17 protein-coding genes are annotated in these 21,883 nt (G+C 70.6%); 10 read left to right on the top strand and 7 right to left on the bottom strand.

Annotated features, from left to right (window positions below):
• The first annotated feature begins 107 nt into the window (after positions 1 to 107).
• Positions 108 to 713 carry a glycoside hydrolase family 25 protein gene (locus HNR40_RS15985; protein ID WP_184961921.1) on the top strand — a complete coding sequence of 202 codons (606 nt, stop codon included), beginning with the start codon at positions 108 to 110 and terminating at the stop codon, positions 711 to 713.
• Between the two features lie 41 nt (positions 714 to 754).
• On the top strand, positions 755 to 2,734 hold the full coding sequence (gene thrS / locus HNR40_RS15980) for a threonine--tRNA ligase (RefSeq protein WP_312896376.1): 1,980 nt from the start codon (positions 755 to 757) through the stop codon (positions 2,732 to 2,734).
• A gap of 51 nt (positions 2,735 to 2,785) precedes the next feature.
• Here the strand turns inward: thrS and HNR40_RS15975 are convergent, their stop codons facing one another.
• Complete coding sequence (locus HNR40_RS15975) at positions 2,786 to 4,690, bottom strand: primary-amine oxidase (RefSeq protein WP_184961917.1); 1,905 nt, start codon at positions 4,688 to 4,690, stop codon at positions 2,786 to 2,788.
• Between the two features lie 122 nt (positions 4,691 to 4,812).
• Here HNR40_RS15975 and HNR40_RS56290 point away from each other — a divergent pair, with 122 nt between their 5' ends.
• Positions 4,813 to 6,615 (top strand): family 20 glycosylhydrolase, encoded by a 1,803-nt coding sequence (locus HNR40_RS56290; RefSeq protein ID WP_184961915.1) that lies wholly within the window; start codon positions 4,813 to 4,815, stop codon positions 6,613 to 6,615.
• A gap of 127 nt (positions 6,616 to 6,742) precedes the next feature.
• Here the strand turns inward: HNR40_RS56290 and HNR40_RS15965 are convergent, their stop codons facing one another.
• Both HNR40_RS15965 and HNR40_RS15960 read right to left on the bottom strand, forming a co-directional pair.
• The gene (locus tag HNR40_RS15965; protein WP_184961913.1) at positions 6,743 to 7,462 is read right to left on the bottom strand and encodes a PIG-L deacetylase family protein; all 720 of its coding nucleotides are present in this window, start codon (positions 7,460 to 7,462) and stop codon (positions 6,743 to 6,745) included.
• A 302-nt stretch (positions 7,463 to 7,764) separates the two neighbouring features.
• The gene (locus tag HNR40_RS15960; protein ID WP_184961911.1) at positions 7,765 to 8,223 is read right to left on the bottom strand and encodes an Asp23/Gls24 family envelope stress response protein; all 459 of its coding nucleotides are present in this window, start codon (positions 8,221 to 8,223) and stop codon (positions 7,765 to 7,767) included.
• Between the two features lie 63 nt (positions 8,224 to 8,286).
• Between HNR40_RS15960 and HNR40_RS15955 the strand changes: the two genes are divergently transcribed.
• Positions 8,287 to 8,820, top strand: coding sequence for an HIT family protein (locus tag HNR40_RS15955; protein ID WP_246509155.1), 534 nt, complete (start codon positions 8,287 to 8,289; stop codon positions 8,818 to 8,820).
• Positions 8,821 to 8,828: 8 nt separating this feature from the next.
• Here HNR40_RS15955 and HNR40_RS15950 read toward each other — a convergent pair whose 3' ends face one another.
• From HNR40_RS15950 to HNR40_RS15940, 3 genes are all read right to left on the bottom strand, one after another.
• Complete coding sequence (locus tag HNR40_RS15950) at positions 8,829 to 10,904, bottom strand: hypothetical protein (protein WP_312896375.1); 2,076 nt, start codon at positions 10,902 to 10,904, stop codon at positions 8,829 to 8,831.
• Positions 10,905 to 10,996: 92 nt separating this feature from the next.
• Positions 10,997 to 12,559 (bottom strand): glycoside hydrolase family 10-like protein, encoded by a 1,563-nt coding sequence (locus HNR40_RS15945; RefSeq protein WP_184961905.1) that lies wholly within the window; start codon positions 12,557 to 12,559, stop codon positions 10,997 to 10,999.
• Positions 12,560 to 12,694: 135 nt separating this feature from the next.
• The gene (locus HNR40_RS15940) at positions 12,695 to 14,833 is read right to left on the bottom strand and encodes an elongation factor G-like protein EF-G2 (RefSeq protein ID WP_184961903.1); all 2,139 of its coding nucleotides are present in this window, start codon (positions 14,831 to 14,833) and stop codon (positions 12,695 to 12,697) included.
• A gap of 167 nt (positions 14,834 to 15,000) precedes the next feature.
• Between HNR40_RS15940 and pgsA the strand changes: the two genes are divergently transcribed.
• From pgsA to pdxS, 6 genes are all read left to right on the top strand, one after another.
• Complete coding sequence (pgsA, locus tag HNR40_RS15935; protein WP_184961901.1) at positions 15,001 to 15,597, top strand: phosphatidylinositol phosphate synthase; 597 nt, start codon at positions 15,001 to 15,003, stop codon at positions 15,595 to 15,597.
• On the top strand, positions 15,594 to 16,541 hold the full coding sequence (locus HNR40_RS15930) for a phosphatidylinositol mannoside acyltransferase (protein ID WP_184961899.1): 948 nt from the start codon (positions 15,594 to 15,596) through the stop codon (positions 16,539 to 16,541). The genes pgsA and HNR40_RS15930 overlap by 4 nt, the downstream gene beginning before the upstream one ends.
• Positions 16,542 to 16,549: 8 nt before the next feature.
• Positions 16,550 to 17,653 carry a glycosyltransferase family 4 protein gene (locus HNR40_RS15925; protein ID WP_184961897.1) on the top strand — a complete coding sequence of 368 codons (1,104 nt, stop codon included), beginning with the start codon at positions 16,550 to 16,552 and terminating at the stop codon, positions 17,651 to 17,653.
• Positions 17,653 to 18,195 carry a hypothetical protein gene (locus HNR40_RS15920; RefSeq protein ID WP_184961895.1) on the top strand — a complete coding sequence of 181 codons (543 nt, stop codon included), beginning with the start codon at positions 17,653 to 17,655 and terminating at the stop codon, positions 18,193 to 18,195. The genes HNR40_RS15925 and HNR40_RS15920 overlap by 1 nt, the downstream gene beginning before the upstream one ends.
• A 64-nt stretch (positions 18,196 to 18,259) precedes the next feature.
• Entirely contained in the window at positions 18,260 to 19,273 is a 1,014-nt protein-coding gene (locus HNR40_RS15915; protein ID WP_312896374.1) for a DUF3048 domain-containing protein, read from the top strand.
• A 191-nt stretch (positions 19,274 to 19,464) separates the two neighbouring features.
• A complete protein-coding gene (gene pdxS, locus HNR40_RS15910) occupies positions 19,465 to 20,385 on the top strand; it encodes a pyridoxal 5'-phosphate synthase lyase subunit PdxS (RefSeq protein ID WP_184961893.1) in 921 nt (306 codons plus the stop codon).
• Between the two features lie 48 nt (positions 20,386 to 20,433).
• Here pdxS and HNR40_RS15905 read toward each other — a convergent pair whose 3' ends face one another.
• Entirely contained in the window at positions 20,434 to 21,789 is a 1,356-nt protein-coding gene (locus HNR40_RS15905; RefSeq protein WP_184961891.1) for a lactonase family protein, read from the bottom strand.
• Positions 21,790 to 21,883: the final 94 nt, after the last annotated feature.

The following is a 21,883-nucleotide window of genomic DNA, read 5'->3' as shown; positions in this document are numbered from 1 at the left end:
GCGGCGCAGGGTCGGCCGGAGTATGGCTCAATAAGATCCGGCAAGGTGAGCGGGCGAAGCGGCAGGCAGGGCAGGACGGGCTTCGCCGCGCCGACGAAAGGGGCGCGGTGAAGCGCTTGCTGCATGGGATCGACGTGTCCAACTGGCAGGGGACGGTGGACTGGGGCGCGCACGCCAAGTCGGGCGTCGCCTTCGCCTTCGCCAAGGCCACCGAGGGCGGAGACTGGAGCGACCGGTTCTTCCGCCGCAACTGGAACGGCATGCGCGAAAGCTGGATCGTCAGCGGCGCCTACCACTTCGGGCGGCCCAAGGGCGATCCGGCCGAGCACGCCCGGCACTTCCTGCGCACCGTCCAGGCCGCCGGCGGCCTGCGCAGGGGCGACCTGATCGCCCTCGACCTGGAGACCAACGACGGGCTGCCGCCCGACCGGGTGGCACGCTACGCGCGCCGCTGGTGCCGCTTCATCGAGCGCGAGGCGGGCGTGCGGCCGTTCATCTACACCTTCCTGTGGTTCGCCAAGTCGGGCAACTGCGCCGGCCTGGGCGAGTACCCGCTGTGGATCGCCTCGCCCCAGCAGCCGCGCGGCCAGCCGATCGTGCCGGGACCGTGGACCCAATGGACGATCCACCAGCACTCCAACAGCCCGCTCGACCGCAACGTCTTCCACGGCAGCCGGGAGGAGCTGACCAGGCTGGGCTTCGACCCGCGATAGCATTCGGTGCACCCGTTTCACCGTCATCCAAGGGAGTCACCGTGTCAGCCGAGCTACGCATCACCCTCGCCGGAGCCGAGCGTGTGGTCGCGGCCGGCACGACGTACGGCGACGCGCTGGAGGCCGACGGCCGCTCGGTCGTCGCCGCCCGGGTCAACGGCGAGCTGCGCGACCTGGCCGCCCACGCGGTGCCCGGCGACGTGGTCGAGCCGGTCGAGGTCGGCAGCGCCGACGGGCGGGCCATCGTCCGCCACTCCACCGCGCACGTCATGGCGCAGGCGGTGCAGGAGCTGTTCCCCGAGGCCAAGCTGGGCATCGGCCCGCCGGTCGAAAACGGCTTCTACTACGACTTCGACGTCCCGCAGGCCTTCCACCCCGACGACCTCAAGCGCGTGGAGAAGCGCATGCGGGAGATCGTCAAGCAGGGGCAGGTGTTCTCGCGCCGCGTGGTCTCCGACGACGAGGCGCGGGCCGAGCTGGCGGCTGAGCCGTACAAGCTGGAGCTCATCGGGCTCAAAGGAGCACGTGCGGCAGACACTGCCGACGAGCACGCGAGTGTCGAGGTCGGCGGCGCGGAGCTGACCATCTACGACAACCTCGACCCCAAGACGGGCGAGCTGTGCTGGAAGGACCTGTGCCGCGGGCCGCACGTGCCCTCCACCAAGTCGATCCCGGCCTTCAAGCTCATGCGCACCGGCGGCGCCTACTGGCGCGGCAGCGAGAAGAACCCGCAGCTCCAGCGCATCTACGGCACCGCCTGGGAGTCCCGCGACAAGCAGGACGACTACCTCAAGCTGCTGGAGGAGGCCGAGAAGCGCGACCACCGGCGGCTCGGCGCCGAGCTCGACCTGTACAGCTTCCCGCCGGAGCTCGGCTCCGGGCTGCCGGTCTTCCATCCCAAGGGCGGGATCATCCGCAAGGAGATGGAAGACTACATGCGCAAGCGGCAGCTGGAGGCGGGCTACGAGTTCGTCAACACGCCGCATCTGACCAAGTCATCGCTGTTCGAGACCTCCGGGCACCTGCCCTGGTATGGCGAGGACATGTTCCCGCCCTTCGAGCTCGACGGCACCGAGTACCGCGTCAAGCCGATGAACTGCCCGATGCACAACCTGATCTTCCGGGCCCGCGGGCGGTCCTACCGGGAGCTGCCGCTGCGGCTGTGCGAGTTCGGCTCGGTCTACCGGTATGAGAAGTCCGGTGTGGTCCACGGCCTGACCCGCGTACGGGGGATGACGCAGGACGACTCGCACATCTACACCACCAAGGAGCAGATGGGCGACGAGATCAAGTCGCTGCTGGCCTTCGTGCTGAGTGTGTTGCGCGACTTCGGCCTGGAGGAGTTCTACCTGGAGCTGTCCACCCGCGACGACTCCGACAAGTTCATCGGCGAGCAGGCCGACTGGGACGAGGCCACCGAGTCGCTGCGGCAGGCGGCCGAGGAGTCCGGCCTGGAGCTCGTGGCCGACCCCGGCGGCGCCGCCTTCTACGGGCCCAAGATCTCGGTGCAGGCCAAGGACGCCATCGGGCGCACCTGGCAGCTGTCGACCATCCAGCTCGACTTCAACCAGCCCAAGCGCTTCGGCCTCGAATACCAGGCCGCCGACGGTTCGCGGCAGACGCCGGTCATGATCCACCGGGCGCTGTTCGGGTCGGTCGAGCGGTTCATGGGCGTGCTCGTCGAGCACTACGCGGGCGCCTTCCCGGCGTGGCTGTCGCCGGTCCAGGTGGTCGGCATCCCGATCGCCGAGGCGCACATCGCCTACCTGCAGGACGTCGCCAAGAAGCTGCGCGAGCGCGGCATCCGGGTCGAGGTCGACAGCGCCGACGACCGCATGCAGAAGAAGATCAGGAACGCGCAGAAGGCCAAGGTGCCGTTCATGCTGCTGGCCGGTGACGAGGACATCGCCGCCGGCGCGGTCTCCTTCCGCTACCGCAGCGGCGAGCAGAAGAACGGCGTCCCGGTCGAGGTGGCCGTGGCCGAGATCGTCGACGCGGTGGAGCGCCGCATCCAGGTGTGACGGCGAGCTCCTGGGCCGCTGGACCCAGGAGCAGCTTCACCACGTGGCTGGTTACTCCGGGTGGCAGTGCCCCCCGGTCGAGCGGGGCACGTCCAGCGTCGGGTTGCGGTCGAAGAAGCCGGTCGGCTTGAGCGAGAACCCGATGTGGTCCACCGGCATGACCGGCCAGTCCTCGGTGCGCGGGAAGTGCGTCACGCCGAAGGTGTGCCACAACACGATGTCCTCGCCGTCCAGGCTCCGGTCGGCGGCGGTCCAGGCGGGCAGGCCACCGCCGCCCGGGTGCTGGTTGATCAGGTCGCCGGCCGGGAAGCGCTCGTCGTCGGCGTGCCGGGTGACCCACAGGTGGCGGGTGGCGAAGGCGGCGCGGGCGGCGATGGAGGAGGCCGGGTCGGCCAGCAGCGTCGGGCGCGGCTCCGGGATGAGCGTGTAGCCGACCGGCGCGCCCAGGCGGTTGGTGACCTGCGGGTTGACGACCTGCCAGACGCGGCCGCGCGACGGGTCGGCCAGGCGCTGGGCCTGGCTCTCCGTGGCCAGGCGGGTGACCTGGCGGGCGAAGGCGTTGCCGTACGGGTTGCCCTCGCCCATCGGCACGCTCACGGCGTCGATCTCGTCCACCGCGTTCGTGTGGCCGTCGACCGCCATGTCCAGGCGGGCGGAGAAAAGGTGCTGGTGGAAGGGGGCGGCCAGGCCGGGGGCGACCTGGGCGGCGTACTCGCGGCCCTCGGGCGGGTAGGCGGAGGTGAACAGCACGCCGGTGGCCTTGCACTCACAGCCGATCGTGCCGTCCAGGTAGAGGTACCAGTAGAAGCCGTAGTCGTAGTTGCCGACGGTGGTGAAGAACGAGATCACCAGGCGGCGCTGGCGGCGGGTCTCGTTCGAGCCGGCGAACATGTCGGAGTGCTTCCACAGCACGCCGTAGTCCTCTTCGTGCATGCAGATCGCGTTGCGGATCGTGGCGGGCTCACCCTGCTCGTCGGCGACGACGACGTCGGTGTAGTGGATCTCGCCGACGCAGTCGCAGCCCAGTTCGAGGGAGTTGGTGAAGCGGCCGAAGAGGTACTCGCCCTGGTCGAAGTAGTTCTGCCAGAACCGCACCGGTGACGGGTCGGCGTACGGGACGACCATCTCGGCGATCGAGGCGCGATGGATGACCGGCCGGTCGCGGCCCTGGTCGCGGAAGCTGATCTGGTGCAGCGTGAGGCCCTCGCGCACGTTGAAGCCGATGCGCAGGCTCCAGTTCTCCCAGTGCACGAGCCCGTCCTCGACGGTGAAGCTGGGGCCCTCCGGCTGGGTGATCTCGATGGGGCGCAGGCTGGTGCGGGCGGGGCCGGTGTAGCCGGCGTCCTGGAAGTTGCCGGGCTCGCGCGGCACCTCGGTCAGCTCCTCGTCGATCACCTTCATGACCGTGCCCGCGACGAGGTCCACGTAGGCGACCAGGCCGTCGACCGGGTGGGCCCACGGGTGGTCGTGCTCGTGGTCCTGGTGGAAGCCGAAGCTGCGGATGACGCGGCGGCCCGACTCCTCCGGGTAGGCGTAGTGCCCGGCCGACAGCGGGCAGGCGCGTACGGTCTCCGGAGTGAGGCCGCGCCTGGCCAGCGCCTTGCCCCACGCCGGGTCGTCGTCGAGGATGCGCTGCACCGCCTCGAACTCCTCGACCATGATGGGCGACTGGCCCGACACGGCCGGGTCGAGCTTCTCGACGTGGTCCACGACGCCGCGGGTGACGGAGACGAGCAGGGAGGAGGCGGCGCCGGTGGACCGGTCGAGCAGCAGCACGCGCAGCCGCCGGTCCACGAGGTCGCCCGGGTTGTGGGCCAGCAGGTCGGCTTTGGCGGGTTCTTCCGGGCCGAGGTAGGCGAAGCGCACGTCCGGGCCGAGGTGCCCCGCCGTACCCAGGATGCGGCGCGCGGCTTGGACCTCGTCGGCGGTGACCATCGCAAGCGGGTGCACGGCCATGGGGCACTCCTTACGTCAGAGGGACTTCCATCGTGCGCGAAATGATGTTCCCGGTGAAGTGCCGGATGCCCGGAAACCAAGGTTAAGGTCATTCGCACGGCATCCCGATCTACGGAGAGTGTGTGATCCCGCTCGTTCCCACCCCCCACCGGCTCAGCGCCGCGGGCGCCCGCCTGCGCCTCGGCCCGCACGCCACGATCAGCCCCGGCGCCGGGCCGCTGCTCGCCGAACTGCGCGCCGCGACCGGGCTGCCCCTTCCCGAGCGTGTACGCGGCGCCGACCTCGAACTCGCCACCGACCCCGCGATCCCGCCGCAGTCCTACGTCCTGGAGATCGCCGACCGGGTCCAGGTGCGCTCCTCGGACCCGGCCGGCGCCTTCTACGGCCTGCAGACCGTGCTGAAGCTGCTGTCGGGCCCGGAACTGCCCAAGCTCACGATCACCGACGGCCCTGCGGTCGCCGTCCGCGGCGTCATGCTCGACCTCGGCCGCCGCCACTGGGACCCCGCCTACCTGCGCCGCTTCGTACGCCGGATGGCCTGGCTCGGCTACAACCGCCTCCAGCTCCACCTCACCGAGTGGAACGGCTTCCGCGTCCGCCTGCCCGGCTACGAGGACCTGGCCACCGAGCCCGCGTACAGCATCGACGACCTGACCGAGCTGATCGGCTACGCCCGTTCGCTGCACATCGAGGCGGTGCCGGAGATCGACCTGCCCGCGCATGCCTCCCACCTCATTGCCCGCCGTCCCGAGCTGCGTCCGGCGGACTCCGCCCTCAACGACGGCGCCCACTGGACCGGGCACGCCACCGACGCCTGGACCATGGACGTCACCCGGCCGGCCAACCGCGAGTGGATCAAGGGCCTGCTGGCCGCGTTCTGCGCCGCCTTCGACACCCCCGCCGTCCACATCGGCGCCGACGAGTGGCCGGTCGAGCCCGCCCTGTCGGCCGCCCCCGCCCTGGTGGCGTACGCCCGCTCGATCCACCCCGACCACGGCCCCAGCGACGCGCTCATCGCCTTCGTCAACGAGCTCGCCCAGGTCGTCCGGGATCATGGCAAACGGCCGGAGATGTGGAACTGGTGGGAGTACGCCTCCGGCGGCACCCACCGGATCAGCCCCGACCGCGACATCCGCCTCACCGCCTGGCCGGACACCGAAGCCGAGGTCCGCGCCTTCTCCGACGCGGGCTACGACGTGATCGCCGCCCCGGCCGTCAGCCACTACATCACCCCACGCACCGCCCCGGGCAACCGCATGGGCGTCAACTACGTCACCGCCGACCCCCGCCACCTCTACCACGACTGGGCCCCCTCCCAGATCAGCGGCTACCAGCTGTGCGTGTGGGCCGACTGGGCCGAGGAACAACCCGACACCTACTTCGGCTGGTACGCCACCCGCCCGCTCGCCGTCCTGGCCGACCGCTTGTGGGGCGGACCCCGTCTGGCCGATGTGGACGACTACCTGTCGGTGGTGGACGCGCTGCCCTGCCCGGGAAACGCGCCGCAGCGGCCGGTTGGTGAGGTGGGGCCGAGCGGTGAGGTGCAGCCGGTCAGGGGGCTGCGGCCGGTCGGCGGGCTGGAGGCGGTCGGTGAGGTGGGGTGGGTCGGCGGGGTGGGGGCGGTTGTGGCGCTGGCCGAGCCCGTCCGTATCCGGCGGGTGCGTTTCCGGCCTGCGGTGCCCACCGGCGCGCGGGCGGTGGGCGGGAAGTGGCCGGAGCCGGTGTGGCGGGCGCTGGACGCGGTGCGGGGGACCAGGTTCCAGGGGGCTGGAGCGGCCGAGGGGCCCTGGGAGGATCTCGCGGTGGTCGAGTGGCTGCCCACCACCACCTGGAACGTGCTGGACATCGAGGCCGACGGGGCATACGCGTGCCTGCGGGTGGTCGACGCGCCCGACGGGCTGGACATCGAGTGGTGGAGCGAGTAGCGACCGGTGGTTCTCCGCGGCCGGTTCCGCGTGTGGGCAGGCGGGTGGTCGCGGGCGGTTGTGTATCTGGACAGGGGGTGGGTTGCGGCAGGTTGTGTGTGGGAATGGGGGCGCGGCCGGGTGGTGGTTAGCGGGGGTAGAGGCGGAAGGTGACGGCGGGGCGGTCGCCGAACTGGGGGGCGCTTTCCTTGGGGAAGCGTTCGACGATCGAGCGGGCGTAGGACTCGACGTCCTCGTCGGTCAGGGCTTCGATGTAGGCGCGGTGCTCCATGAGGGAGGCGACGCCGCGCTCCAGGCCCGTGGTGACGTCGACGGCGTGGGTGGCGTCGGGGGTGCCGTTGATGGCGACCCAGCGGACGCCGTCCCAGCGCTCACCGGCGTCCGGAAAAATCCATCGATTTCCGGCGTCACCGGCGGCGTCCAGGACCGCACGGCCGACGGCCCGGTGGTCGGGGGTGTTCCAGATCGTGCCGCCCCAGGTGTCGTCGGGGTTGAGCGTGATCACCAGCTCCGGACGATGCCGGCGGATCGCCGCCGCGATGTCCCGGCGCAGCGGGAGTCCGTACTCGATCACCCCGTCCTGGTAGCCCAGGAACTCCACGCTGGACACCCCGACCGCGGCCGCGCTGGCCCGCTCCTCCTGCTCGCGCAGCGGCCCCGACTTGGCCGGTTCGATCGAGTCGATCCCCGCCTCGCCGCTGGACACGATCACGTACGCGACCTCACGGCCGGCGTCGGTCCAGGTGGCGACGGCTGACGCACACCCGTACTCGAGGTCGTCGGGGTGGGCGACGATCGCGAGCGCACGGGTCCAGTCCTCGGGCATGGGCTCCAGCTGATCAACCATGCCCACACCTTAGACGCCCACCCCCACCCCCGCGCACCCCCGCGCATCCAGCCCACCGAAGACCCACCACCCGAGACCGCCCACCCCGCAGGTGGGTTCGACGTTCTGGGTGACGACTCGCCACGGCCGGGGGTTCCGTGCCGCGTTACGGCGGCGCGGCGTCATCACCGGAGGAGCGTGGTTCGGCAGAGCCCGGCCATGGTCGGCGGGAGGCGCCAGGGTGGCTTGCCGTAACGGATGGGCGGGACAGAGGGACTTACGGCGGCTTGGCGGGGCGGGCGGGGCGGAAACAAAGCGAAAGATCAGGAGGTAAAAGTGTCGGGGTCCGGGTCGGGGGCGGGGCGGGGCTCGCCGGGGAGGCGGACGTCGTCGACAGTGACGTTGACTTCGGTGACGCGCATGCCGAGCATGCGGCCGACCGTGCGGGCCACGTTGGTCTTGACCTCGGCGGCGACCTCCATGACCACGTGGCCGTACTCCACGACGATCACCAGGTTGACCGCCACCTGCCGGTCCTGGATCTCGGCGCTGACGCCCTGGTTGCCGCGACGCGAGCCGATGCCGATCCGGTCGCGTACCGACTCGAAGGCCCTGGCCAGGTCGCCGCCCATGTCGGCCACTCCGGGGACTTCCAGGGCGGCCAGGGCGGCGACCTTTTCCACGACCTCGTCGGCGACCTTGATCCGGCCCTTCACGACGGCGGGGGAGGAGGAGGGAGTGGGCTCCGTCTGTTCCGTCTGTTCCGCTAATACTTCGCTCATGGGGGGATTGTGGCGGATATGTGCCTCGGTTGTCCGGTAAGCCGGGGGCCTATGCTGCTACCTATGCACGATCAGGCTGGGGCCGGGGAGCCCGACAACTTCCAGCGGCTGTGGACCCCCCATCGCATGGCCTACATCAAGGGCGAGAACAAGCCGTCCGGCTCCGGACCGGGCGACGGCTGCCCGTTCTGCGAGATTCCCAAGATGAGCGACGAGGACGGCCTGATCGTGGCCCGCGGCACCGTCGTGTACGCGGTGCTGAACCTCTACCCCTACAACTCCGGTCACCTGATGGTGGTGCCGTTCCGGCACGTGTCCGACTACGACGAGCTCGACGTGACCGAGACGGCGGAGCTCGGTGACTTCACCCAGCGTTCGCTGCGCGCCCTGCGCAAGGCCAGCGGCGCCCAGGGCTTCAACGTCGGCATGAACCTCGGCCACGTCGCGGGGGCCGGCATCGCCGCCCATCTGCACCAGCACGTGGTGCCCCGGTGGGGCGGCGACACGAACTTCATGCCCGTCGTCGCGCAGACCAAGGTCCTGCCGCAGATGCTGCGCGACACCCGCGAACTGCTCGCCGACACCTGGAACGCCTGAAACCGGCCTCAGGTGCTGCTGGTGGCCAGGTGTTCGTCGGGGTCCTTCACGGGCTCGCGGGTCCCCGGCAGTACGGCGATGCCCACCGACAGCAGCAACGGGATCGCCATGGCCAGCGCCATCGACAGGATCGCCGCCCCCGAGTCGTTGACCAGCATGCCCACCACGCCGCTCACCAGCGTTCCGATCAGCCCGGCCTTCAGCGCGGGCGAGTAGGTGAAGGCCGCGGGCACCACGCCCGCCGACGCCTTCTCCGGGCGCAGGATCGCGTAGATCAGGAATCCCAGCGCGGCCAGCACGATCGGCACCAGGTTGGGGTTGATGAGCGTGCTGATCATCGCCTCGAACTTGCGCCAGACCACCTCGACGGCCTCGCCGTTGAGCACCTGGCCGACGAAGCGCCCGAGGTGTGACTGCTCGCTGGGCGGCCGCAGGTAGTTGGCGACCGCGAAGGCCGTGACCGCCAGCCCGCCCGCCACGCAGAACAGCGCCAGCTTCAGCACCGAGATCCGCTTGCCCAGGATGAGCAGGGCGGTCACCGCGATGCCGGGCACGAAGGCGATGACGCCGCCGAAGTCACTGCCGAGCCCCGAGCCGCCCAGCACCATGGCGAACGCGCCGAGTACCGCCACGACGGCGGCCCCGATCCTGCCGGGGAAGCGGTGGGCGATCACGGTCGTGGTCAGCAGCGTGCCGGTGGCCAGCAGCGCGAACGGGATGTTGCCGAGGCCGTAGTAGCGGGCGCCCTGCTCGGCGCTGAAGCCCATGAAGCTGTTGAGCTGCAGTGTCGTGCCGGTCAGCAGGTCTCCGGCGAGCGTCAGCGTCGTGGCGCCGGCGACGACGGCCAGCGGGCCCAGCGGGTGGCGGCGCCACGGGCCGGCCAGCGCCAGCACGGTCAGCGCCGCCCAGAAGGCGGCCATCCCGCCGAACAGCTCCACGTGCGACGACCACGGCAGCAGGTTGACCAGGAACGAGGTGACCGGGAGCGCGGCCAGGGCGACCGCGGCCAGCCGTACCCAGGGAAGGCCCTTGCGGCGGCGCAGCAGGAGGAAGGCGAGCACGTAGAACAGGACCTGCAGCACGGCCAGGACCGTGAAGTAAGGGCCCTTGACCGAGCGCATGGTCTGGGCGCTCTCGTCGGCGTCGGCCATGTGCCGCGGGGTCGCGCCCGTGGCGCCGGTCTCCCACAGCTGCCCGATGATCGTCGCAGGTACGGCCACGCCCAGCTTGGTCAGCACGGTGGTGGTCAGGTCGGGCAGGATCGAGATGTCGTCGCGCCGGGTGGAGGCGGCGCCCAGCGAGCGGCCCTGCGCGCCCGGCTCGCTCAGCATGGCCGCCCGCAGGTGCGGGACGCTGCCGTGGTCGGAGATGCCCGCCAGCATCACCGTGGTGCCGGGCGGGAGGATCGACAGGAGCGCCTCGGCCTTGGCGTCGGCCAGGTGGAGGGCGTTGCGGCGGTCCTCGGCGCTGAGCAGGTCGGGCACCCGCGCGATGCGGCCGCCGGGCAGGTAGGGGCGGATGAGGTCGTCGACGTCCATGGCGACGAGCTGGGCGCTCTGCAGGTCGGCCGTCTTCACCTGCAGCGGCGAGGAGCGGTAGACGGGCACCGCGCCGGTGGTGTCGGCGAGTGCCAGCGCGGCCCCGGGGCCGATCGCGATCGTCGAGGCGCCGGCCTTCTTCAGCGTCTCGCCCAGCGCGCCGGCGTTCTTCTGCTCGCCGACGTCGATGAGGGCGCGGAAGCCGGGGATGACCGCGCCGGCGCCGCGCTGCTCGGGCACGGGCGGGGCGCCGCAGCTACCGCCGGAGGCGGAGCGGATGCCCGCCGAGACGGTCAGCCAGCCGTCGTAGGGACAGGTGACGCTGCCCACGGTCCGCACGGACATCGACCCGATAGCGCTGCTCTGGGAGAGCTTGAACAGATTGGGGGTGTCCTGCGGGGTGATGTCGTTCCAGTGCAGGCCGGGGATCCCGATCAGCGCCACCCGCGCGGCGGGAGGTGGGGCCGCCAGCCCCGCGGGGGCGAGCGCCCCCGCCAGCAGCAGCTGACCCATCAGCATGGTCACGATGACCAGCGCCCGCCTCACCGTATGTCCTCCCGCGGTCGAGCCCGTGTGTGGCACGACATAGTCTCACGCATCGCCGGACCACGCGGGCTCACCGCGAGACCGGGAGGAGGTCAGACCGGGTTGACCGTGACCTTCACCGGCTTGGACTCGTTGTGCAGGCGGTCCAGCGAGGTGATCAGGTACGTGCCCGGCCGCGCCGCCGCGAAGGACGGGACGGTGACGACCGCGGCCAGGCTGCGGGCATCGGCGCCCTGGCAGGCCTCGCCCTTGTCCGGGACCCGGTAGACCGCGTAGGCACGGGCGCCGGGCGAGGCGGTCCAGGTCAGGGTGCCGCCGCTCGCCTTGACTCCGGCGGGCTTGGCCGGGGCCTCGCCGCCGCGCTCCTTGATGAGGGGCAGCAGGGCGGGGCGCGCGTAGTGGTCGGCGGCGACCTTGTCGATGGCCTTCAGCGGGTTGGTCAGGAACTGCTTGGCGCTGAAGTAGACGTCGCCGTCGATCTGGGGGTGCTTGCGGTTGAGCGTGAGGTGGGCCGACAACTCGCCGGGCCTGGTCCAGGCCTTGTCGTCCTTGGAGCCGACGCGGTAGAGGGCCTGGCCGATGTAGAGGTCGACGCCGGTGCCCTTGACCTCCTTGGCCCACCAGGGGGCCAGCGCCTTGTAGTCGGCGACCTTGAGCCCGCGCGGCCAGTAGAGCTGCGGCATCACGTAGTCGACCGTGCCGTTCTTGATCCAGTGTCGCGCGTCCGCATAAATCGAGTCATAGGCCGACATGCCGGAAGTGGCGGAGCCGGTCGGGTCCTGCGCCTTGTTGCGCCAGATGCCGAACGGGCTGATGCCGAACTTCACCGACGACCTGGTCTCGTGCACCGCCTTGTCGACCTGGGCGATGAGCTTGTTGACGTTGTCACGCCGCCAGTCGGCCAGGCTCTTGCCCGAACGGTACTTCGCGAAGGCGGCCTTGTCGTTGAACGTGCCGCCCTCGCCCGGATACGGGTAGAAGTAGTCGTCGAAGTGGACCCCGTCCACGTCGTAGCGCTTGACCACGTCGGTGATGACCCTGGTCACGTGCTCGCGCACCTGGGGCAGGCCCGGGTTGTAGTAGAGGCGGTCGCCGTACTTGACGATCCAGTCGGGGTGCACGCGCGCCGGGTGGCCGGCCGGAAGCTTGGCCGCGTTGGCGTCGTAGGAGGCGCGGTAGGGGTTGAACCAGGCGTGGAACTCCATGCCCCGCTTGCGCGCCTCGTCGATGAGGAACGGCAGCGGGTCCCAGCCCGGGTCCTTGCCCGCGGTGCCGGTCAGATATTGCGACCACGGCTCCAGCGAGGACTTGTAGAGCGCGTCGGAAGCCGGGCGGACCTGGACGAAGACCGCGTTGAGCCGCCGCTTGGCCGCCGCGTCGAGAATCTTCACGTACTCGGCCTTCTGCCGGTCCGGGCTCAGCCCGGTGCGCGAGGGCCAGTCGATGTTGCGCACGGTGGCGATCCAGACGCCCCGCAACTGCCGCTTGGGATAGCGCGCGTCAGGCGTGCAATCGGCGGGTGCGGCGGCCGTGGTGGCCTTCTTCGCCGCGCCACTGGCGGTCTTCTCCGCGGTCCCCGGCCCAAGGGCGTAGGCGGCGCCGGCGGTGACGACGGCGATCGTGACGGCGGCAAACAGAGGTCGTCCGGTTCGCATGGTTCCTCAGTCTGGCATCGCCACTGACGTGCTTTGGCCCAAAAAACGAAATGGATTCGTGATGATTGTGTGACTGTTGGTACGGCCGTGCCGCAGGTGACGTACGGCCGGCCGTACCAACAGACACACCGAGCCTCACTCGGCGGCGGCCAGTTTGCCCGCCAGGTGCGACGGCAGCGGCTCATAGCGCAGGAAGGTGCGCGTGAACATGCCGGTGCCATGGGACATCGACCGCAGGTCGATGGCGTAGCGGACGAGTTCGAGTTCGGGAACCTCCGCCTTGACCAGGGTGCGGCCGGTGCCCACGGGTTCGGTGCCGAGCACTCTGCCGCGCCGCGACGACAGATCGGACATGACGGAGCCGACGTAGTCGTCGGCCACCAGGACCGCGAGCTCGTCGACGGGTTCGAGCAGGAGGGTCGGCACCTTCGTCGCGGCCTCCTTGAGCGCCAGCTGCCCGGCGATCTGGAAGGCCATGTCGGAGGAGTCGACCGAGTGCGCCTTGCCGTCGTAGAGGGTGACGCGGACGTCGACCATCGGGTACCCGGCCACGACGCCCCGCTCCATCTGGGCCCGCACGCCCTTCTCGACGGAGGGGATGAACTGCCTGGGCACCACGCCGCCCACGATCTTGTCCACGAACTCGAAACCCCCGCCGGAGGGCAGGGGCTCGACCTGCAGGTGGCAGATGGCGTACTGGCCGTGGCCGCCGGTCTGCTTGACGTTGCGGCCCATGGCCTTGCACTCGCCGCCGAAGGTCTCGCGCAGCGGCACGCGTAGTTCTATCCGTTCGACCTCGACGCCGTGCCGCTTGGCGAGGCGGTCGAGCAGCACGTCGGTGTGGGCCTCTCCCATGCACCACAGGACGAGCTGGCGGGTCTCGGCGTTGTTCTCCAGTCTCAGCGTCGGGTCCTCGGCGACCAGGCGGCCCAGCGCCTGCGAGAGCTTGTCCTCGTCGGCCTTGGACTTGGCCTGGATGGCGACGGGCAGCAGCGGGTCGGGCATCGTCCAGGACGTCATGAGCAGCGGGTTGTCGACGTCGGAGAGCGTGTCGCCGGTCTCGGCGCGCGACAGCTTGGCGACCGCGACGATGTCTCCCGCGACGCCCTTGGCCACGCCGCGCTGCTGTTTGCCCAGCGGTGAGGTGAGCGTGCCGATGCGCTCGTCGACGTCGTGGTCCTCGTGCCCGCGCTCGGCCAGGCCGTGGCCGGAGACGTGGACGGTCATGTCCGGGCGCAGGGTGCCGGAGAAGACGCGGACGAGGCTGATGCGGCCCACGTAGGGGTCGGAGGTGGTTTTGACCACTTCGGCCACCAGCGGGCCGTCGGCGTTGCAGGTGATGTCCCTGACCTGCTTGCCGTCGAGGGTGGTGATCTCGGGCATCGGGTGCTCGGCCGGCGCGGGGAAGCCCTGGGTGATGATCTCCAGGACCTCGACGGCGCCGACGCCGGTCCCCGAGCACAGGACCGGGTAGAAGCTGCCGCGGGCGACCGCCTTCTCCAGGTCCTCGATGAGGACCTTGGTGTCGATCGGCTCGCCTTCGAGGTAGCGCTCCATGAGCGACTCGTCTTCGCTCTCCTGGATGATGCCCTCGATGAGCGAGTCGCGGTGCTCGGCGATCTGTGTCTCGTACTCCGGGCCCGGTTCCTTCTCCGAGCGGTTCCCGGTGGCGTAGTTGAAGAACTTCTGCGACAGCAGCCCGATGAGTCCGTTGACGTGCCCGTTGGTGATGACGGGCAGGTAGAGGGGGGCCACGCCGTCGCCGAAGACGTCCTGACAGGTGGCCAGGACCTCGTCGAAGTCGGCCCGCTGATGGTCGATCTTGGTGATGACCACCGCTCTCGGCATCCCGACCTGGGCGCACTCCTCCCAGAGCATCTGCGTCAGGCCGTCGACGCCCTCGGAGGCCGAGACCACGAACAAGGCCGCGTCGGCGGCGCGCAACCCGGCGCGCAGGTCCCCGACGAAGTCGGCGTATCCGGGGGTGTCCAGAAGGTTGATCTTGATGTCGTTGTAGACCAGGGGCGCCAGTGCGAGGTTCACCGAACGTTGCTGGCGTACCTCGACCTCGTCGAAGTCGGTGACCGTGTTGCCGTCCTCGACCCGGCCGGTGCGCTGGATGGTGCCCGTGGCCGCCAGCAAGTGCTCGACCAGGGTCGTCTTGCCCGCTCCTGAATGGCCGACCAGCACGACATTGCGTATGGCATCCGCACTGTCGGCCGTGGGTGCCCTGCCCGCGGCTCCCGCATGGCCGCCGGGATTCTTTTCTGCCACATTGCCTCCCGCGTCGTTGGGTGGGGGTTCCAACGCCGCGCCCGCGCGGAAGGGTTCAGAAACCGCATGGACGCGGTGTGTTCACCAAATACCCCTGTGGCGAATATCACAAGGGGGGTGAGGCAAAGAAAGTCCAGCGGGCTCTTATGGCCTACGATCGGAGCGCGATGCTGAAACTCCTGCGCCCGGCCATGACCCGGATCCTCACCCCGCTGGGCAGGGCCCTCGTCCGCCGCGGGATCGGCCCTGACGCCGTCACCGCGATCGGCACGTTCGGCACCGTGGTGTCGGCCCTGTTCTTCTTCCCGATGGGCATGCTCACCGTGGGCGCCCTGGTGATCACCGTGTTCGTGCTGTTCGACCTGCTCGACGGCGTGGTGGCGCGCCTGGGCGGCAGCGGCGGCACGAAGTGGGGGGCCTTCCTCGACTCCACGCTCGACCGGGTGGCCGACGCGGCCATTTTCGGTGGTTTGACGCTCTATTTCGCGATTGAGGGCAATATCACCATGGTGGCGGTCACGTTGTTCAACGTGGTCGCCGGCGTGCTGGTGTCCTACGCCAAGGCGCGGGCTGAGGGGCTCGGCATCGAGTGCGACGTCGGCCTCGCCGAGCGGCCGGAGCGGCTGGTCGTCGGTCTGGTGGCCGCGTGCTTCTGGTTCGTTCCCCATGTGCTGGCGATCGGCATGTGGGTGCTGGCCGTGGCCAGCGCGATCACCGTGGTGCAGCGGGTCGTCCACGTCTACCGACAGTCGGGGGTGTCATGAGCGAGAAGACGTCCGTCGCCGACCGGGCGGTCGCCGCCGGGTTCGCCGCGGGGTGGACGCTGGTGCCGTACCTGCCGCAGAAGCCGACGGCGGCGGCCTTCCGCCTTGCGGCCGACCGGGTGTGGCGCAAGCGCGGCAAGTCGGTGCGCCGCCTGGAGTCGAACCTGAGCCGGGTCACCGGCCTGCCCGTCGGCGGCGCGGAGCTGGGCGAGCTCACCCGACAGGGCATGCGCTCCTACTTCCGCTACTTCCACGAGATCTTCCGGCTCCCGAAGATGGACCGTGCCGAGGTGGTCAGGCGTACCCACGTGACCGGCGCCGAGCACGTCCACGACAACGTGGCCGCCGGGCGCGGCGTCGTGCTCGCGCTGCCGCACATGGGCAACTGGGACCAGGCGGGCGCGTGGCTGGTCGGGGTCGGGCATCCGTTCACGACCGTGGCCGAGCGACTCAAGCCCGAGTCGCTGTTCCGCCGCTATGTGGCCTTCCGTGAGGGACTGGGCATGGAGGTGCTGCCGCTCACGGGCGGTGACGGCCACAACTTCGGTACCCTGGCGACGCGGGTACGGCGGGGCGGGGTCGTCTGCCTGCCCGCCGAGCGCGACCTGACCAAGAGCGGCGTCGAGGTGCGCTTCTTCGGCGCCACCACCAAGGTGCCCGCCGGGCCGCCGCTGCTGGCCGTGCAGACCGGATGCGCCCTGCTGCCCGCGATCGTCTACTTCGACGGCGACGACTGGGGCATCGACATCCACCCCGAGGTGCCGGTGCCCGCCGAGGGCACCCGCCAGGAGAAGGTGGCCTCGGTCGCGCAGGGGCTGGCGGACGTGTTCGAGAAGGGCATCGCGCAGCACCCGGAGGACTGGCACATGCTGCAGCGGCTGTGGCTGGACGACCTGACCCCGGTGAAGGCCGCGACGGAAGCCGCCGCGAACGAGGAGCGGTGACGGGAGCGATGAGAATCGGCATCGTCTGCCCTTACTCGTGGGACATGCCGGGCGGCGTCAAGCAGCACATCGACGACCTGGCCCAGGCGCTGATCGCGCAGGACCACGAGGTGTCGGTGATCGCGCCGGCCGCCGACGACGACGAGCTGCCGCCCTATGTGACCGGGGCGGGCCGGGCGATCCCGGTGCCCTACAACGGGTCGGTGGCGCGGATGTCGTTCGGGTTCATCTCGGCGGCGCGGGTGCGCAGGTGGGTGCGCGACGGCGGGTTCGACGTGCTGCACATCCACGAGCCGCTGATCCCGAGCCTCGGGGTGCTGGCCTGCTGGGCGGCCAAGGGGCCGATCGTGGCCACGTTCCACGCCTCCTTCAGCCGCTCGCGGGCGATCGCGGTGGCCGAGCCGCTGCTGCGCAGCGCGCTGGAGAAGCTCCACGGGCGCATCGCGGTCTCCGACGCGGCGCGCAAGAGCCTGGTGGAGCAGTTCGGCGGGGACACGGTGCTGATTCCCAACGGGGTGACGGTCGCGCGCTACACCGAGGCGGAGCCGCTGGACGGCTGGGGCCCCGACGGCTCGACGATCGGCTTCCTCGGGCGGGTGGACGAGGAGCGCAAGGGCCTGCCGATCCTGCTGGAGGCGCTGAAGTCGATCCCGGACGCCAAGCTGCTCATCGCCGGGCCCGGCGAGGTCAAGGTGCCCAAGGAGCTGCGTGACCGGGTGACGGTGCTGGGCATGGTGAGCGAGGCCGACAAGATCCGCGCCTACCACTCGGTGGACGTCTTCTGCGCGCCCAACACCCGCGGGGAGAGCTTCGGCATCGTGCTGGCCGAGGCCATGGCCTCGGGGGCGACCGTGCTGGCCAGCGACATCCCGGCCTTCCGCCGGGTGCTGGGCGAGGGCCAGGCGGGCGCGCTCTTCAGGAACGGCGACCCGGCCTCGCTGGCCGAGGAGGCGCGGGCGCTGCTGGAGGCCCCGGAACGGCGGGCCAAGCTGGCCGCCGAGGCGCTGGTGGCGGTGCGCAAGTACGACTGGTCGACGGTGGCACGGGACGTGGTGCGGGTGTACGAGACGGTCACGGCGGGCGGCGCAGGCCGGGTGGAGGAGGACGCGTAGTGACCTCCACGGTGATCATCCTGGTCGTGGGCATCGTCGTGGTGCTCACGGCCGTCTACGTCTCCTGGCGGGCCGGACGGCTGGACCGCCTGCACATCCGGCTGGAACTGGCCGGGCAGGCGCTGGAGGCGGCGCTGCTGCAGCGCCGCTCGACGGTGCTGCTGATGGCCGGTTCGCGCATCCTCGACCCGGCCACCTCGCTCATGCTGGCCACCGCGGCGCAGGAGGCCAGGATCGCCGGGCCGGAGGAGCGGGAGCGGGCCGAGAGCGACCTGTCGCGCACGATCCGCGCGGTGGTGGACCAGGACCGTTTCCGGGAGAAACTGGCCGAGGCGCCGGGCGGCGCGGACCTGCTGGAGGAGCTCGACGCGGCGGTGACCAAGGTGGTTTACTCCCGCCGTTTTCACAACAACGCGGTCGGAGTCACGCGTACGGCGCAGCAGCGCTGGCTGGCCAAGACCCTGCGCCTCGCGGGTCACACCGATTTTCCCCAGTTTTTCGAGATTGATGATGATCCGCCGAAGAGTATGGCAACTGAATGACCGAATTTGTTCATCGCCGGTAAGCTTCGTCCGTTCTAGGAGCTAAAGGCGGAGGAGTGGACAGGTGCGGCTACCGCGGATGATCACCGTGACGCTGGCGGGTACGGCGGTCTTGCTGCCGGTCGCGGCGTGCTCGTCGGAAAAGCCCGCCCCTCCCGCGGCGCCACAGGCGGCCACGGCCAGCCCCAGTGCGACACCGGACGCCGGTCCCGGTCACCCGTTCACCGGGCTGCCGGACGACAAGCGCAAGCCCGTACTCGCGGTCAAGATCGAGAACACCGCGGCCGGAAAGCCGCAGATGGGCCTGAAGAGCGCGGACATCGTCTACGTCGAGCAGGTGGAGGCGGGGCTGACCCGGCTCATGGCCATCTTCTCCTCGAAGATCCCGGCCAAGGTGGGTCCCGTGCGCAGTGCCCGCATCTCCGACCTGCACATCGCGCCGCAGTTCGGCAAGCCCGCCTTCGCCTACTCCGGCGCGCAGACCAAGATGCTGCCGCTGATCGCCGAGGCGTCCCTGTTCGACGTCGGCGACACCAGGAACGGCGGCGCCTACTTCCGCCAGCCGGGCCGCTTCGCCCCCTACAACCTGTTCGCCAACACCAAGAAGCTGCTGTCGGCCGCGCCCAAGGCGTCCAAGGCCAAGGACATCGGCTTCACCTTCGGCGACGCCCCGGCCGAGGGCGGCGTGGACAAGACGTCGTGGACGGTGCGCTGGCCGGCTGCGCGCTTCACCTTCAACTGGTCCGACGCCAAGAAGCAGTGGATGATCTGGCAGGACGGCAAGAAGGACATGGCGGCCGAGGGCGGGCAGCTGAGCGCGCCGACCATCGTGATCCAGTACACCAAGACGGTCCGGTCGCAGTTCCACGACAAGAACCAGAGCTACACGCCGCTCGTGCACAGCACCGGCAAGGGTTCGGCGATCGTGCTGCGGGACGGCAAGGCGTACAAGGCCAAGTGGGAGCGGGAATCGGAGGAGTCGGGCACGACGTTCACCACTGCGGAGGGTGAGCCGATGAACTTCGCGCCGGGTCAGGTGTGGATCGCGCTGGCCAGCCGCAAGCCCGTCACTCCCTGACCGCCTGCCGACATTTGGGCGGGCCGTACAAAAGAGCGGACAAATCCTGACATGGTGGCATGTCGGGGGAGGGGCGCTCCAGGACCTACGATGGGCTTGATAGCTTACCGTTCGCCCAGGCGGGTGCGCCGGGGCGCGACCCGTCCGAGAGCCCGTATGTGTTCGCGCAGGCGGACCAGCCGAGAGAGCCCGTGAGGAAGACCGTGTCCAGCAGCACGCCAGAAACCACTGCCGTCACCGGAACCGCCCGCGTCAAGCGTGGCATGGCCGAGATGCTCAAGGGCGGCGTCATCATGGACGTCGTCACCCCTGAGCAGGCGAAGATCGCCGAGGACGCCGGCGCCGTCGCCGTGATGGCCCTCGAGCGCGTGCCCGCCGACATCCGCGCGCAGGGCGGCGTCTCCCGGATGAGCGACCCCGACATGATCGAGGGCATCATCAGCGCCGTCTCGATTCCCGTGATGGCCAAGGCCCGCATCGGCCACTTCGTGGAGGCGCAGCTCCTCCAGGCGCTCGGCGTGGACTACGTCGACGAGTCGGAGGTCCTGACCCCGGCCGACTACGCCAACCACATCGACAAGTTCCGCTTCACGGTCCCGTTCGTGTGCGGCGCCACCAACCTCGGCGAGGCCATGCGCCGCATCACCGAGGGCGCGGCCATGATCCGCTCCAAGGGCGAGGCCGGCACCGGCGACGTCTCCAACGCCGTCACCCACATGCGCACCATCCGCGGCGAGCTCCGGCGGCTGACCACGCTGCCCGAGGACGAGCTTTACGTGGCGGCCAAGGAACTGCAGGCCCCCTACGAGCTCGTCGCCGAGGTCGCCAAGACCGGCAAACTCCCCGTCGTGCTCTTCACCGCCGGCGGCATCGCGACCCCGGCAGACGCCGCCATGATGATGCAGCTCGGCGCCGAGGGCGTCTTCGTGGGCTCGGGCATCTTCAAGTCCGGCGACCCGGCCAAGCGCGCCGCCGCCATCGTGAAGGCCACCACCTTCTTCGACGACCCCGACGTCGTGGCCAAGGTCTCGCGCGGGCTTGGCGAGGCCATGGTCGGCATCAACGTCGACGAGATCCCGCAGCCGCACCGCCTGGCCGAGCGCGGCTGGTAGAGCGTTGCCGTAGCCCCGCCCCCGGCTTGGGGCGGGGCTACGCCGTGCCTACGAGGTCTGGCGCGCGAACTGGGTGATGGCCCCGCGCCAGTGCACGCCCAGGCTGTAGAGCACGCGTGAGCCGGGGGCGAGGAGCGGGCCGGCGTGGTTCATCACGCCTGTCGGCCCGATCTGCCGGCACATCGCCGGCAGGCCCTCTCCGACGCATCCGGCGTAGGTCAGGTCGCCGTTGGGTGAGCGGCGCAGGTGGGTGACGGCGCCCCACGCGTAGCCCGCGTCCTGGGCGTTGCCGTAGACGCTCGCGCCGTCCGGCGCCACCGCCACGTCCATGTACGTCCCCCGGGGCCCGTCGCCCCGGCAGCCGGTGGCGTACCCGATGCAGCCGTGGTGGGCGAGGTCCCCGCTGACGGTGTTGCGGCGCAGGTGGGTGACGCCGCCGGGCCCCGAGACGTACAGGCTGTCGCCGGCCGGGGTGATCGCGGCCCGGGTAGCGCGGTACAGGCCGTGGGTGGCGGGAACGTTGCAGCCGCCGGTGCCCGTCTCGGAGATGCACCCCACCTCGGCGAGCGAGCCGGTGGCGAGGTCACGGCGCAAGTGCGTCACCGAGCCGGGGTCGCTGCCGACGACGTAGAGGCTGCGGCCGTCGGCGCTGAGCACGGCGTCGCCCGGGGACTTCAGGACGCCGGTGCGGCCGATCGGGGCGCATCCCGGCATCGCCTCCCCGACGCAGCCGTGGAAGGCCAGGCGGCCGGTGGCGTTGTCGCGGCGCAGGTGGTAGACGGCTCCCTTGGAACCGCCCGCCGCGTGCATGTACAGGTCGCGGCCGTCGGCGGTCACGGCCATGGCGTGGTTCGAGGTGGCCCAGGGGGCGAGTCCGGGCAGGGCCGAGACGCCGCCGCAGTTGTCGTCCCAGACGCAGAAGCCGGTGTCGAGGTCGCCGCTCGCCGTGGTCCTGAAGCCGACCACGGCGGCGGGCGTGGCGGCGTACACGTGGGAGCCGGCGGACACCACCGAACTGGCGGCGTACAGGCGGCCGGGCAGCACCACGTCGCCCACCTTCGTGGGGCGGCAGCCCGTGAGACCGCCCATGCAGCCGGTGAGGGTCAGCGTGTCGTCGGCGGCCCGGCGGAAGGAGGAGATGGCGGGCATCGCCGTGCCCGACCCTCCGTCGCCGCCGGCCACGACGTAGACGGTGTCGCCGTTGGCGCGCATCGTCGCCGCGGCCGCCCAGTCGAGCGGGTTGACCGGGCCGATGTGCACGGCTCCGGGGACGTGGGAGGAGATCGTCCGCACGAAGCCGATATCGCCCACCGCCGCCTGCGCGCCGGTGGGATACGCCAGAACCAGGGCCAGTGCCGCGGCGATCACCGAGGTCCACCGTCGTGTACGGGCAGTTGCCAGCACGTTGCGCTCCTTTCGTCAGACCGACGATCGGCGACGCTCCGGCTGCGGGGGAACGCGTCCGGAGATATCCGGACAAGGCCGTACAGGTTGAGCC

It is taken from the genome of Nonomuraea endophytica (genome assembly GCF_014203235.1).
In the GTDB taxonomy this organism is placed as follows: domain Bacteria; phylum Actinomycetota; class Actinomycetes; order Streptosporangiales; family Streptosporangiaceae; genus Nonomuraea; species Nonomuraea endophytica.
This window is presented reverse-complemented; position numbering and strand designations above follow the sequence as displayed.